A 14,854-nucleotide genomic window follows, 5' to 3' on the forward strand; every position below is an offset into this window, starting at 1 on the left:
AAGTTCTGATGACAAAATTATCATTACACATGGAACTGATAGTATGATAGAAACAGCTTCGGATCTGGCTAAAATAGCTGATAAAGTTATTGTACTTACTGGAGCTATGCGACCAGAAAAATTTACCGACTCTGATGCAGATATTAACATCGGATTAGCTTTAGGTGCTGTTCAAACAAAGGCGGCTGGAGTTTATATTGCCATGCATGGCTGCATATTTAAATGGAATGAGGTTACAAGGCATCCCGAAAGTGGACAATTCATAAAATCATAGCGTATTCATGCAATATCAGGCTACATATAAAAAACACATTTTAGATTTTAAACAAGCTGCTAAAACATCCAGAAATACGCTTAAGCAGAAACCAACTTACCTGATTACAATTAGCGATACTGAAAAAGAAATTATCGGTACTGGAGAAGCATCAACAATTGAGGGCTTAAGTCGGGATAATGAAGAATTGATTGAAGATAAAATTTCGACCGTTTGTGCCGAAATCAATCAAACACAGAAACTTAATCCCGCAAGCGATTTATCCTTGTTTCCTGCCGTTAAGTTTGGATTTGAAACGGCCATTCGCGATTTACAAATGGGAGGTGAAAAAATATTCTATGAAACTGATTTCACTCAAAAACGAAAAGGAATTCCCATTAATGGCTTAATCTGGATGGGCGATCTGGCCTTTATGAAAGAGCAGATTTTAGAGAAATTAGAAAATGGATACAATTGTTTAAAACTTAAAATTGGCAGCCATCATTTTAATGACGAACTGGCGTTGATTCGGCAAATCAGAAAAGAATTTACAGCAAGAGACATTGTTCTTCGAGTGGATGCAAACGGAGCATTTGCAAACAGCGAAGCTTTCGAAAAACTAAAACGTCTCGCTGATTTAGACATCCACTCCATTGAACAACCAATTATGGCTGGGCAGTGGGATGAAATGGCACGCTTATGTGCACAAACACCATTACCAATTGCACTTGATGAAGAATTAATTAGTGTTCAGGAAAAGAACCAAATTCTTGAAACAATAAAACCACAATATATTATCCTTAAGCCATCTTTACTCGGTGGATTTGAAGAATCGAATGAATGGATAAAAGCTGCAGAAAAAATCAGTATTGACTGGTGGGCAACTTCTGCTCTTGAATCAAATATTGGACTGAATGCAATAGCTCAGTGGGTTAGTACGCATCCTATTGAAACACACCAGGGCTTGGGTACAGGACAACTATATACCAATAATATTGCTTCTAATTTGTCGATCGAAAAGGGATATTTGTATTTCAATTGATGTGAAATGGCAAAATCCACTTTAAGTTTTTATAATGAAACATGTTTTACTGCATATCTCTGATTCTTTCTTTTTCAAAAAAAATTTTAGATTTGCCTTTGAGAAACTATATCTGTAAAATGAAAATCTCATTTTTAACCATATTAAGCCTGTTTGTAATTATAAAGGTATCTTATGCTCAAGCAGAGCAAGGAGAATATGAAAAATGTCTGCTAAGCTATAACGAGGTCAGCAATCAGGGAGTTGAGCAAGACATTACTGCCTTTGGCTGGTTTACAGAGTTGCCTTATGTCCCATCTTATACATATTACGACCGTGATGCTAAAAGGAAAATAACGATCAAAACAAAAATAAATCCTTATCAAAACGAAAGTCTGGGGAATGTTAAGGACATGACCATATTCGGTGGCGATTATGGTCAAATTCTTTGTAAGTGTAAAAACAATGATCAAGAGCTATTATTGCTTGATCTAAACGTCCTTCATCCGGATTTTATTGGTGCATCATTGGCTGTTGAAATAAAGCATAATCCTGAGACTGAAACATACATATTTGCATCATACCCTTTCGAAGATGAGTTTCCTTATAAGTATGAGGAAGATGTTGTATATACAAAATTCAGCATTTCGTATCTGGAACAATTTTGCTCCAATTAGGATTGTTTTGTTTTGAATAGCAGGTTTTTATGAAGAATTAAATCAGCTGATAAGGCCAAAAGTACTCCTGCAGTATAACAAACTAAGTCTTCCCAACGGAAACCAAAACCTAAAACAAGCCCACCAATAAATGTTTCCCGAATAGAATCAATCCATTGGGCATGGTAAAATTGAGAGAATTCAATCAATATTGAAAATAGAATTGAAATAAGAGCAACTTTAATGGTTTTTGATTTCGGAAATATTGACTTAAGAAAAAAATATACTGCAAAAGCCCAGAAAGTATCCCCAGCATAATCTGCAATAAAAACTGGCAAATTATCAGCAAAATATCTGGAAGAATAACCCAATATACCTGCAAATAGTAAGATGACAATATAGGTAAGCCTATTTTTCACTATTAGAATTTAACGGTCATGCTCACATTAAATCTTCTGGCCGTGAGGTAATTTGGAACGCCCCACAAATTATTTCCTACATCCTTAATCCAGAAATATGAAATAACATTTTCAAATCCAAACATATTGAAAATTTCTCCACTAATCCAAACCGATTCAAAGTGATTAAGAAACTTTAATTTGCTTAAATGGTCGTTGCTTTTGGAAACCAACAATTGTGAAAAGCCAACATCGATACGCTTATAGGAACGCATTCTGAATAAGTTCCTTAAATAAGGATATTGAGGTGGGCCGAATGGCAGTGAAGTTCCAAAAACTAAATTCAGATGAACTTTTGAGGTTGGTATTTTCGGAAGAAAGTCCTGAAAAAGAATGGATGCCATAAAACGCTGGTCTGTAGGCCGAGGGATATATCCCTGAGGACCTGTCACAAAATCCATAATTGAGGAATCATAGCGTCTGGAATAATCTCCCTCCACATCCTCCATGGTTTTCATAACTGATAAGCTTAGCCAGGACGGAAGCTCTCCAACAAACTCACCATATATTTGCATGTCGAGTCCTGTTGCATAGCCAACTGCATTATTTTCTGCGAAATATCTAATACGGATGTCTTCAATGTCGTAAGGGATAACGTCTGTTAAATACTTAAAATAAGCTTCTGTCATCCACTTAAATGTTTTTCCCCACATTCTGAAATAAACATCACTTCCCAGCACAATTTGATAGGACTTTTGGGATCTGATTTCTGCATTCAGCACACCCTCTCTATCGCGCAATTCTCGATAAAAAGGAGGCTGATAATACATGCCAATAGCAGCCTTAAATTGGATATTGCGTTTGTATTTCAACAAACTGTCACTCACTCCTTTCGCTAGTTCTCTTAGTATTTCTTTTCTGAAAGGCTCGGTTACAAATTGAATTCTGGGAGTAATGCCAAATTCCTGATTAAAATCCCAATAGTTTGCTCGCAAACCAGCAGTCAAATAAGTATTGGTTGAATCTGAAAGTAAAAAAGTATTCTGCGCATAGGCGCTATATCGAAATGAATTCAGATGAATTGTGGAAGTTAAAAAGCGATCCATGATTAACAAATCCTTGTTAATAGGAATGGAATATCCTGCTGAGTCAATAAGCCTCCACTCTCTTAAGTGATCGGTAATCCGTTCATGCTGCGCTTTAAAACCCATTCGGAGTTCTGATTTTTCAAACAATCTGCTATACTTAAACTGCAAACTGTATATATCGGCAAACAAACGGTTTCGTGCATGATCAAGAAAAGTACCTACTCCCAAGTTCATTATTGAATCATTAAATGATTCTGAATTGGGATCTGTATCTACCTGATTTAACCAATACTGTCCTTGGATATCGAAATATTCTGTTTCATCTGTATTGTATACCGAAGCAATTACTTTCATTTCTACACTGTCTCTGGGCTTGATGTTTAGTGTAATTGCATTTAAATAGTTTTCATAAGCTGTTATCTCCTGTCCATCAAAATACACTTTCAGTCGCAATGTAAGCTCATGTGTGCCAAAGGATGTTTCTTTTGTTTCCGGTATCAGATTGTAGGAATTTTTTCCAAAATAGGAGAAATAGTCTATCCTAACTTCTGGACTGATTTGATATGTAAAATAAGATTGAAAATCGGTAAAGGATGAGTTATAGTCTCCTTTGGTGTCCAATGTATTGAGCAGATATGAGGTAGATCTTTGCCTTGCACCCAGTAAATAGGTGAAGCGAAGGTTTTTCGACCTTCCTTCAACATGAGCAGAAGCTCCCAGCAAATTTGCCGTTACATTGCCTTCAAATTCTTTGGGTGTTTTGTATTTGATGTCCAATACCGATGATAATTTATCTCCGTATTTAGCTTCAAATCCTCCAGCCGAAAATTGTAACGATTCTACTAAATCAGAATTGATAATGGGTAATCCTTCTTGCTGACCTGAGCGGATAAGAAAAGGTCGGTAGATTTCAATATCATTAATGTAAACTAAGTTCTCATCGTAATTACCTCCCCGAACAGAATAGCTCGAGCTTAATTCTGAGGAAGACGATACTCCTGGGAATGTTTTGATTGCAGCGATTACTTTCTCCCCTGGTGATGGTAGCATATCAAGTGCTCTGGTATCAACTTTTTGCATCAAGTTTTTTTCCTTGAAAGTTGAGCCCTTCACCTCAAAGGGATCAAGCTCTACAAAAATATCTAATAATACATTTTTCTTTATTCTTATTCCTTCGTTTATGGGCCCAATCTTTATTGTCTTGAAATTTTTAACATACGAAAATGTTAACTCAACCACTTTATTAGCAGGAATCTCCAGTTCATAATAGCCCGATGCATTTGAAATGCTTCCTTGTCTGCCATTATTAATGGTGATATTAGCTAACTCGACAGGATTATTATTCAGATCCGTAATTCGACCATAAACAATTGCCTTGTTGTTTTGCGCAAGGGAAATTGTTGCCAGAAAGATGAAAATACAACTTATAAAATACTTATCAATTCTCATTATTTGATTCCAGGGATTTGAAATACTTAACGCTTTATAAATACACATATTGTAAGTAAACAAAAGTAAGAAAATTATTTCTGCTTAATTCTGACATTTTCGCTTTATAAATTCAAATTAGTGGGGTTTTATGTATTTTTGATCTGAAAATTATAATAAATACTTTTGGAAAAACAATTTGGTGTTGTCATAAAATCTACCGGCAGCTGGTATTCTGTATTGGCCGATGATAAAAATACCTATGCTTGTCGGATAAAAGGAAAGTTCCGACTTGATAATTTCAAAAGTACGAATCCAATTGCAGTAGGAGATCGGATTCGATTTCATTTCGACAGCAAATTAAACTATTCAGTAATCGACCAAATCGAAGAGCGCAGGAACTTTCTGGTACGTAAATCGACTAACCTTTCCAAGCAATCGCATATCATAGCCTCAAATCTTGATTATGCAATCATAATTGCTTCACTAAAAACACCACGAATTTCAACTGCTTTTATCGATCGTTTTCTGGTTATTATACAAGCTTATGAAATTACTCCGATAATCGTATTCAATAAAATTGATTTATTGAATGAATCAGAGAAAGCCTATTTGGATGAATTAGTTGAGTTGTATGATTATCTTGGTTTTAAATGTTTCACTACTTGCGCAATAAAAGGAACACATATCCAAGAACTCAAATCTTTTTTGAAAGGTAAAACCAGCTTATTTACAGGGCAATCTGGGGTTGGTAAAAGCACTATTCTAAATTGCATTGATCCGGAATTAGGTTTGAAGATATCATCCATATCAACCTCCACAAAAAAAGGAAAACACAGTACTACTTTTTATGAAATGCATCAATTAGATGAGGACACATTCATTGTTGATTCTCCGGGCATTCGTGAATTAGGCCTGTTTGATTTTGAAGCATTTGAGGTAGGTTTGTTTTTTCCTGAATTCAAGTCATTGGCTACCTCTTGTAAATACCCAAACTGTTTACATATGCATGAACCAGAATGTGCTATTATTCATGCTGTAGAAGAGGGATTGATTTTAGAAGAACGCTATATCAATTATTTGAAAATTCTTGAAGATTTTAATTTATAAGCATGCGAGTAGTCATTCAACGAGTTAAAAAAGCCACAGTTATTATTGATAACAAATTGTTTTCTGAAATAAGTCAGGGCTTATTGATTTTGCTGGGAATTGAAGAAAAAGATGGCTCTGAAGATATTGAATGGCTTTGTAAAAAAATCAGTCTGCTTCGCGTTTTTGATGACGAATTTGGCACCATGAATTTATCCGTTCAGGATATCAAAGGCGATCTGATGGTTGTAAGCCAATTTACCCTACATGCCAGTACAAAAAAGGGGAACAGACCTTCCTATATCAAAGCAGCTGATCCGCTAATATCAATTCCTTTGTATGAGCAATTTGTTGAATCTCTTGAACAAGCAAGTGGGATTAAGGTAAAAACCGGAAAATTTGGAGCCATAATGAATGTCGCTCTTTTTAATGATGGGCCAGTAACTTTGATTATTGATTCCAAAAACAAAGAATAAAAAGCATTATTTCTCTCAACCAGCGCAAGCGGACGTGGCTTTTGCAAAAACAAAGCTGGTTCGAGCTTGCAGCTCGGACCAATTACAACAAATTAAACTGAAGAACTAACTCGCTTTAATTCGTATGATTTCTCAAACGGAAACTATTTCCCCCACTCAGCAGGATTATTTCTCCATTGTTGCAAAACCTGAACATCTGAATCCTTAATATAATTCATTTTTACAGCTTCTTCTATCAAAAGGTTATAATCACTCAATGTATAAAAATCGACTCCAGCATTTTTTGAAGCTTCTGTTGCAATTGGAAAATCATAAGAGAAAATAGCAACCATGCCGAGCACATTGTAGCCAGCCTCTTTTACACCATCAACAACCGCCAAACTACTTTTACCCGTTGAAATCAAATCTTCAATAATAACCACTTTATGGTCTTTTTCAAGATTGCCTTCAATCACACTTTTTGTTCCATGTTCTTTGGCCTTTGTTCTGGCATAAGCCATCGGTTTTCGGGTTTGATCTCCCACAAGGGCAGCATGTGCAATACCAGCTGTCGCAACTCCTACAACTGCATCAAATTCTGGATATACGGCTTTTATCAATTGAGATAATGCCAATTTGATATAAGTTCTTTCAGGAGGATAGCTTAGCAATTTTCTATTATCACAATAAATTGGCGATTTCCAACCCGATGCCCATGTAAATGGATCTTCAGGTTTTAAAATTACTGCTTTTTTTTCCAGCAAAAATTTCGCAACTTGCCGGCCTGTTTTCACGTCATAAATCATGCTGCAAAACTATAAAATTTTTTCAGGGCAAATTGAAATAATTATAACTTCTGTGAAGCCCGAAAAGCTTCGTAAAAAAGAAGTTGTTTTTATTATTGATCTATTGAATCAAATTATGCAAATACTTCCTCTTATCAGAAAAGGAGGAAAAAAGAATCGAATTCATATTATCCATAAGAAGCCTGAACTTGCTTTTAACTATTTTTCAGCTTGTTATCGAAATATTATTGCCGCAGGGGGTATTATTCGAAATAGCAAGGGAGAAATTCTGCTTATTAAGAAAAATGACAAATGGGATCTTCCCAAAGGGCAAATAAAGCGTGGAGAGAAAAAACGAGATGCAGCCATGCGAGAAATATCCGAAGAATGTGGCGTAAAACAACTTGAAATTGTCAAAAAAATTGAGAAAACCTATCATATTGGACGTAAAAAAGGAAAGCGATTTTTTAAAACCACACATTGGTACGAAATGAATTGCTGGGATGAAAATAATTTACAACCAGAAATAGCTGAGGGCATTAGTGAAGTGAAATGGGTTCGATTATCTCAACTCCCGTTTTATTCAGAAAACACCTATGCCAACCTCAAAAAAATGCTAGATCAATACAGCAAAAAAGGCTTAATTTAGAAATGTTTGATTTTTTTACATAAAGATATTCTAATATGAAATAAAAGATTATATTTGGCTTTTTTAAAAGTAATATTTAATTCAATATATGTAAATAGTAACGACCAAAAAAACTGTTGTTGCCCAGAAATAAGTCATATATTGAAAATTTTTTTAGTTAATTTAAATATAAAACCAGCCATGATCAAGACATCATTAGATCCGGAGAAGTTGGAATGTATGGCAAACAAACTTAAAGCCTTGGGGCATCCAGTACGTATTGCTATTATTGACCTGTTAGAAAAAAATGAAAAACTGACAGTAACAGCAATTCAGTCTCATCTTAAAATCGAGCAAGCCGCTACATCAAATCACTTACGTATTTTAAAAGACCAGCAGATTGTTAAATCTGTTAGAGATGGAAAGAATAAGTATTATTCCTTAAAACTATTACAACTTGCAGACATCGTAAGTTGTGTTGAAAAATGTGCCGACTAATAAGGGTTGGCACCTTTTCTTCTCTTTTTCAATATCCAGAAATAATCCATTTGTGTTAAGCTTACCTTTTGTTTATTTTTGAACTTAAACCTTCAAAAAAATTCAATAGTATGCTTCCTTATTTATTGCTCGATCAGCGCAAATGTCAAAGCAATATTGACAAAATGCTTGAAAAAGCAACTAAAATGGGTGTAAGCTTTAGACCCCATTTTAAAACACATCAGTCAGCCACAATTGGCTCGTGGTTTGGCAATAAAAGCAGTCAAGCTATATGCGTTTCCTCGCTTAAAATGGCAGAATATTTTGCTGCAAACGGATGGATCGATATCACTATTTCCATACCGATCAATCCCAACGAACATAATAGAATCAACAAACTTGCCTCAATAGCAAAAATCAATCTCCTTGTCGAATCCATAGAGGTTGCTTCTTCATTAGTAAAAAATATCCATCATAAAGTTGGTGTGTTTGTCAAAATTGATTGCGGCTATCATCGAACGGGAATCAGCGCTGATAATATACCATATATTCGTACTGTGCTGTCTCATCTTCAACATGAAAACATCCACTTGCGTGGCTTCCTATCACATTTTGGAAATACGTATTCATCATCTTCTCCTCAAGAGGTAAAAAGCATTTATTCATCCTCAATTCAACAACTTCTTGAATTAAAAGCACAATTTATTCCTGATTATCCAAACTTGCAATTGTCTATTGGAGATACACCATCTTGCTCGATTGTTGATGATTTCGAAGGTGCTGATGAAATCAGACCAGGGAATTTTGTGTTTTATGATGTGATGCAATGGAAACTCGGTAGCTGTCATGTTAATGATATTGCAGTGGCTCTTATTGTTCCAGTTTTAGCCAAACATGCACATCGAAATGAAATTGTTATACATGGTGGAGCCATCCATTTGTCGAAAGAGTTTACCATGCATGAAAATGGAGAAAAAATGTATGGACTTGTTTGTCGGTTTACGAATGGAAAATGGACAGAATCAATTGAAAACGCATATGTATGTTCTCTTTCACAAGAACATGGAATCATAAAACTAGCCTCGCAGGAGCTTGAAAAAACACAAATAGGTGAGCTACTTGCTATTTTACCCGTTCATTCCTGCCTGACAGCTAACCTCATGAATGGTTTTCAAACACTTGATGGACAGATAATTCGTATGATGCTCTAGTCTATTAACCTGAGTTCGGGATAAGCTTTGCTCACAGTTTCAGATGATTAGTTCATAGACAACTCCAATTTTCGAAGTACTATCCGGATAATTCAAGGAAATTTGAGGTAGTATGTGGGCTAATCATCGAAACCCATAAATGGGAAAGCTAATTTACATCATCTTTGAACTTAAAATCACTTGAAATAGCATGCTATAACTGCATGATTATAAGCCCAAATCTAATGCCCCATTAGTTTTCTGTGAGTTAAATCTTATCCCGAACTCAGGTTATTAATTCAAAAATATCCTCAAACGCTTTTTTATTCGATTGTCTGGCTTCAACATCATACTTTCCAATGGCAATAAAAGCGGTTAAACCCCAAGGCTCCTGAATACCAAGAATTTCTTCTAATTCTTCTTTGGCTGTTAATGGCGAACTCATCCAACAAGCCCCATAGTTGAACTCAACAGCCGATAATAAGATATTTTGTATAGCAGCTCCGGCACTTTGCAAATCGGGATAGTTGTGCATTTTCTTAAGCTCTTCCTGCGGAATATTTATCCCCTTTTCCCATATGGTTTCAGAATGTGTCATGACCATTGCAATAACTGAAGGTGCTCTTTTGAAAAATGTAGCTGACATCTCCATTTGCGACTTAACCAAATAAGCACGTTTGGATTCCAAACTAGGAATTGAACTGATTTTTTGAGAAACGGTATTTGCTAATTTTTCGAGTATAGCCTTGTTTGTAATTGCAATAAATCTCCAAGGTTGATGATTATTTTCACTAGGAGCCAAGCCAGCTCTTCTTACCATTTCTTTTAAATCATCGATGATAACACCTTCTTCTGTAAATTTTCGGACACTTGCTCTGTTTTGTATTGCATCTTTCAGTTCCATATCTTTCTTTTATTGATGTTCAAATTTACAACTTATGAAATAGCTTTAAACACAATTAGGCTGAGTCGGTTATTTATTCATTAATTTTGCGATATCATTAACCGCTAAATAAAACGATTTGCTGAAATTTTTTAAACAGCGAAATCCGCTATTGTATCCATTTCTTTTTGTATTTACATTTGCTTTGAATGCTGTTCTGTATTTCAAACCTTCCGCATTTAGCTCATTCGATCATTCCCTCATTGCCACATTATTCAATTTCGACATCACGATATTTTCTAATCAGGGTCTTATCACTGTGTCTATTGTATTTACATTTCTACAAGCTTTAATTATTAGTCAAATTTTTAATAAATATCGACTAACCACAGAATCCAGCTTGCTTCCATCTTTTATTTTTGTTACGCTTGAGGCCCTATTTCCTGAACATATATTGCTAAACTCTGCTTTTATTTCTCTATTTCTGATATTGTTGCTTATTAACCTTTTGTTGACACTTTTTGACAAAAGTGATGCTGTTCAGCCTATTTTCTTTATTGCTTTTTTTGCAGGTATTGGCGGCATGATTTACTCGCCATTATATCTTTTTATTATCCTGATTATTTTAGCAGTACCTACTCTCAAAACACCTCTAACCTCTGAGTTTGCAATTATTCCTTTTGGATTTTTAATCCCCATTTATCTGCTAGGAATGGTCTATTATATGCAAGGTGATTTGACACATTTTCTAACATTGTTTTCCAATAGTTTTGCCCAATTCTCATTTAGTTTCAAGGGTAGTATATTGCCAAATGCCATTCCAATCGGATTTCTATTTTTGGTTTTAAGCATTGGCTTTTTTAAAGATACTTTTGTGTATAAAAGCAAAGTGGTTCGCTCGCTACGCTACCATCGTATATTTATCTATTTTTTTGTAATAACCTTGATTCTCTTCGTTTTTACATCAGCAGAAAAAGGCAACCTCAGTTACTATTTCATGGTTCCTATAACTTTTTTCCTATCAACAATGTTTAGCCATGAAAACAACAAACTCAATGAATTCATTTTTGCCGGACTACTTTTAGTTATTGCTTTTATGCAAGCCAATATGCTTCTGAATTTATTGTAATTAATGTGCTTCCAGCCAATTATCTCCCTGTCCAAAATCAATTGTTAGCGGCACATTTAGCGGATAGGCTTCTTCCATGTTTTTCGTTATTATTCCCTCAACAATATCAAATTCCGCTTTCACCACATCAAAAACCAATTCATCATGAACCTGCATTATCATTTTTGATTCAAGCTTTTGCTGTTTGAATTCTTTGAAAATTTTCACCATAGCGATCTTGATAATATCAGCTGCTGAACCCTGGATTGGCGCATTTACGGCATTTCTCTCTGCGAAAGATCGTTGCATCGCATTTCGTGAATTAATGTCCCGCAAATATCTTCTTCTGTTTAGAACCGTTTCGGCATAACCCTTTTCACGTGCTATGACCTGACACGCTTCTATATATTCTTTAATTTTAGGAAAATTTGCAAAGTATTGCTCAATAATTTCTGCCCCTTCTTTTCGGGGAATATCTAGGCGTTGTGCAAGACCCCAAGCTGAAATGCCATAGATTATTCCAAAATTAACTTCTTTTGCTTTTCGCCTCATATCAGAATCAACATCTTCGATTTCCACCCCAAACACCTTGGCAGCAGTTGATGTATGAATATCCTGCTTTAACCTGAAAGCTTCAATCATACTTTCATCACCACTAGTATGAGCAATAACTCTTAATTCAATTTGCGAATAGTCTGCTGAAACAAAAAGGTGATTATCATCGCTGGGAACAAAAGCTTTACGAACATATCGTCCTCTTTCTGTTCGAATAGGTATGTTTTGCAGGTTGGGGTTTTTAGAGCTTAAACGACCCGTTGCAGCAACAGCCTGATCATAAGTTGTATGAATCATCCCTGTGCTTGTGTTCACCAAATCAGGTAATGCATCCACATAAGTTGATTTCAATTTCTGTATCCCACGATAATCCAAAACAAGCCTAATAACTTCATGCTTTGGTGCTAGCTTTCTTAATACTTCCTCATTTGTTGAGTACTGCTTCGATTTTTTTGTTTTCTTCGCGTTTGGATCAAGCTTCAGGATTTCAAATAATACATGTCCTAATTGTGCAGGAGAATTAATGTTAAAAGGAATGCCTGTATCCTGATGAATTTTCTTTTCAAGAGCCAATAACTCCGTTTCCAGTTGTTTCGATAATTCATTCAAATCAGCTGAATTAATTTTCACACCTGTAAATTCCATATCAGCCAACACTTCTATCAGGGGAACTTCAATATTGTAAAATAGCTCCTGATACTGATTGTTTTCAATTTCCTTTCTAAATACGGAAAACAATTGAAAATTAACATCGGCCAGTTCTGAATAAAAAGCACTTAATTGATCTGTTGTTAATTCAGCATGATTCAGCATTTTATAACTTAAATATTGCTCAGAAAGCAATTCCAAATCATGCCTTAAATCAGAGTCAATGATATAGTGTGCTAATTGATTATCATATATCTTTCCGCTAAGGTAAATTTCATTCCTTTTTAGAATTAGAATTACGGGTTTCAGATTATAACCGATTTTTTCTAAGTCCTGATTTTCAAAGAGGGGTTTTAAAAGAGCCAATACATCATCGGCTTCTTCTATATTTTTTGACAACTTAACAAAACTTGCCTCATTCTCCTTGAGGCAGAAAGAAATATTTTTAATTCTGGCCGTATATGGATCTGGGGTGCTTAATTCAAGATGAAATGCGAAACATCCTGCCTCTTCAATTTTTTTGACCAAAGATTTTATTTCTTCGATGCTTTCAACCCTTTGGTACTTATTATCCAATTGTGTATAGGAAGAAAGGCTGCTTTCCTCCTTGACTTCTCCAACATTAAATAAATCTTGATTTTCTGATTTTTTAACGGATACTGGTTCTCTACCCAAAACCCGCTTGCCCAGATTTTTGAACTCCAGCTCAGCAAAAAGCTGCTCTACAGCAGCCATGTCTTTTTCACTAATCAATAAATCTGTTTCAACAAAATCAACAGGAACATCGGTAATTAATGTGGCCAATTGTTTTGATAAGCGTGCCTGATCTCCAAAGTTTTCAAGATTCTCTTTTACCTTACCTTTAAGCTTATCTGTATTAGCAAGTAAATTTTCAATGGTATCAAAATCTGCAATTAGTTGCTTGGCTGTTTTGGGTCCAATACCGGGAACTCCGGGAATATTATCAACAGCATCACCCATCAAACCTTGAATTTCAACTACCTGATCAATGCGTTCTATCCCAAACTCTTCTTTGACTTTTGCAATGTCCCATATTTCATTTGGGTTGCCCATTCTGGCAGGCTTAAAAAGAAAAACATTTTCTTTTACCAGCTGAGCAAAATCCTTGTCTGGGGTGAACATATAAACATCAAAATCGTCCTTTGGCGCTTTGTGCGCAATTGTTCCTATGATATCATCTGCTTCATAACCTGCTTGCTCCATGATTGGAATATTGAATGCCTCCAATATTTTTTTAATATATGGTATTGAGAGGGTAATATCTTCTGGCTGCTTGTCACGATTTGCTTTATAGTCTGTAAAATCTTCATGTCTGACGGTCGGTTCGTATGAATCGAAAGCAACCGCAATGTGCGTTGGCTTCTGCTTCTCAATAATTTCAAGCAATGCATTTACGAAACCAAAGATTGCTGACGTATTCAATCCTTTTGTATTGATTCTTGGGTTTTTGATGAATGCAAAGTGCGCTCTATAAATCAGAGCCATGGCATCCACCAGAAATAATTTTTTCTTTTTATCTGTCATTTTCTATGAATTCAAATTGATCTATAAAGATAAGGCTATTTGGCTAGCTTGCCGGAAATGAAAAAGCTTAGACTTTAATCTTCTTCCACTTTCCACCTCGAAGTCTGATGAAGGATAAAATCGCCATAATAGCCCAATAAACGAATTCTGCCGTCCAAACCATTTCAAGACTTGAGCCTAACACAATGGCAATATTGTAAACATAAACACTATAAATAGCAATACTGGCCAGCTCGATAAAGAAGGCTGTTCGGGTATCTCCGGTTCCTGTAACGGTGTGAAGCAAAACTACCCCGGGCACAAAAATGAACAAAGCTGAATAAATAACCCGAAGTGGTGCAATTGCTTCGCTTACAATAGAGGTATCATTGGTAATAACACTCAATAGCCATTGTGGTTCAAATAAAACCAATGGCAGGAATAGCAAAGTCCATATGTAGCTGATCACAATAATTCTTCCTGATAATTTCAATACTTCACCCGACTTTCCCTGTCCTATTATATTAGAAGCCATTGTATTTGCAGTAGTTGCCAATCCCCAAACCGGGAGCATAAATATCATCAAATTTGATCTCAATACATTCGAAATGGCTAGTTGTCTTTCGCCCGTTTTTTCAATAATCACAAAAAACATAAACCAGGTTCCA

General features: G+C 35.5%; 15 protein-coding genes. 9 read left to right on the forward strand and 6 right to left on the reverse strand.

Annotated elements, in window-relative coordinates:
- The 3 genes from HOG71_12160 to HOG71_12170 all read left to right on the forward strand — a co-directional run.
- Positions 1-274: asparaginase (locus HOG71_12160; GenBank protein MBT5991596.1), on the forward strand; the 274-nt coding region annotated here is incomplete at its 5' end.
- A 7-nt stretch (positions 275-281) separates the two neighbouring features.
- Complete coding sequence (locus tag HOG71_12165; protein MBT5991597.1) at positions 282-1,295, forward strand: o-succinylbenzoate synthase; 1,014 nt, start codon at positions 282-284, stop codon at positions 1,293-1,295.
- A gap of 119 nt (positions 1,296-1,414) precedes the next feature.
- Positions 1,415-1,951, forward strand: a complete 537-nt coding sequence (locus tag HOG71_12170) for a hypothetical protein (protein MBT5991598.1) — start codon at positions 1,415-1,417, stop codon at positions 1,949-1,951.
- Here the strand turns inward: HOG71_12170 and HOG71_12175 are convergent.
- Both HOG71_12175 and HOG71_12180 read right to left on the reverse strand, forming a co-directional pair.
- Entirely contained in the window at positions 1,948-2,349 is a 402-nt protein-coding gene (locus HOG71_12175; GenBank protein ID MBT5991599.1) for a DUF2809 domain-containing protein, read from the reverse strand. The genes HOG71_12170 and HOG71_12175 overlap by 4 nt on opposite strands.
- 2 nt (positions 2,350-2,351) lie before the next feature.
- The gene (locus HOG71_12180; protein MBT5991600.1) at positions 2,352-4,865 is read right to left on the reverse strand and encodes a TonB-dependent receptor plug domain-containing protein; all 2,514 of its coding nucleotides are present in this window, start codon (positions 4,863-4,865) and stop codon (positions 2,352-2,354) included.
- A 165-nt stretch (positions 4,866-5,030) separates the two neighbouring features.
- Between HOG71_12180 and rsgA the strand changes: the two genes are divergently transcribed.
- Both rsgA and HOG71_12190 read left to right on the forward strand, forming a co-directional pair.
- Positions 5,031-5,954 (forward strand): ribosome small subunit-dependent GTPase A, encoded by a 924-nt coding sequence (gene rsgA / locus HOG71_12185; protein ID MBT5991601.1) that lies wholly within the window; start codon positions 5,031-5,033, stop codon positions 5,952-5,954.
- 2 nt (positions 5,955-5,956) lie between these two features.
- Positions 5,957-6,409, forward strand: a complete 453-nt coding sequence (locus tag HOG71_12190; protein ID MBT5991602.1) for a D-tyrosyl-tRNA(Tyr) deacylase — start codon at positions 5,957-5,959, stop codon at positions 6,407-6,409.
- A 143-nt stretch (positions 6,410-6,552) separates the two neighbouring features.
- Here HOG71_12190 and HOG71_12195 read toward each other — a convergent pair whose 3' ends face one another.
- Positions 6,553-7,194, reverse strand: coding sequence for an orotate phosphoribosyltransferase (locus HOG71_12195; GenBank protein ID MBT5991603.1), 642 nt, complete (start codon positions 7,192-7,194; stop codon positions 6,553-6,555).
- On the opposite strand from HOG71_12195, the gene HOG71_12200 reads away from it, so the two are divergent.
- From HOG71_12200 to HOG71_12210, 3 genes are all read left to right on the forward strand, one after another.
- Positions 7,193-7,822 carry an NUDIX domain-containing protein gene (locus HOG71_12200; GenBank protein ID MBT5991604.1) on the forward strand — a complete coding sequence of 210 codons (630 nt, stop codon included), beginning with the start codon at positions 7,193-7,195 and terminating at the stop codon, positions 7,820-7,822. The genes HOG71_12195 and HOG71_12200 overlap by 2 nt on opposite strands.
- Positions 7,823-8,002: 180 nt before the next feature.
- The gene (locus tag HOG71_12205; GenBank protein MBT5991605.1) at positions 8,003-8,299 is read left to right on the forward strand and encodes a winged helix-turn-helix transcriptional regulator; all 297 of its coding nucleotides are present in this window, start codon (positions 8,003-8,005) and stop codon (positions 8,297-8,299) included.
- A gap of 110 nt (positions 8,300-8,409) precedes the next feature.
- Positions 8,410-9,489, forward strand: coding sequence for an alanine racemase (locus tag HOG71_12210; protein MBT5991606.1), 1,080 nt, complete (start codon positions 8,410-8,412; stop codon positions 9,487-9,489).
- 265 nt (positions 9,490-9,754) lie between these two features.
- Here HOG71_12210 and HOG71_12215 read toward each other — a convergent pair whose 3' ends face one another.
- Positions 9,755-10,372: a hypothetical protein gene (locus HOG71_12215; protein MBT5991607.1), complete on the reverse strand. Its 618-nt coding sequence runs from the start codon at positions 10,370-10,372 to the stop codon at positions 9,755-9,757.
- Positions 10,373-10,490: 118 nt separating this feature from the next.
- Between HOG71_12215 and HOG71_12220 the strand changes: the two genes are divergently transcribed.
- The gene (locus HOG71_12220; protein MBT5991608.1) at positions 10,491-11,480 is read left to right on the forward strand and encodes a hypothetical protein; all 990 of its coding nucleotides are present in this window, start codon (positions 10,491-10,493) and stop codon (positions 11,478-11,480) included.
- On the opposite strand, the gene polA is transcribed toward HOG71_12220, so the two are convergent.
- Both polA and HOG71_12230 read right to left on the reverse strand, forming a co-directional pair.
- Positions 11,481-14,207, reverse strand: coding sequence for a DNA polymerase I (polA, locus tag HOG71_12225; GenBank protein ID MBT5991609.1), 2,727 nt, complete (start codon positions 14,205-14,207; stop codon positions 11,481-11,483). It abuts the gene before it with no gap.
- Between the two features lie 67 nt (positions 14,208-14,274).
- Positions 14,275-14,854: hypothetical protein (locus HOG71_12230; protein ID MBT5991610.1), on the reverse strand; the 580-nt coding region annotated here is incomplete at its 5' end.

This window comes from Bacteroidota bacterium, assembly GCA_018698135.1.
In the GTDB taxonomy this organism is placed as follows: Bacteria; Bacteroidota; Bacteroidia; order CAILMK01; family JAAYUY01; genus JABINZ01.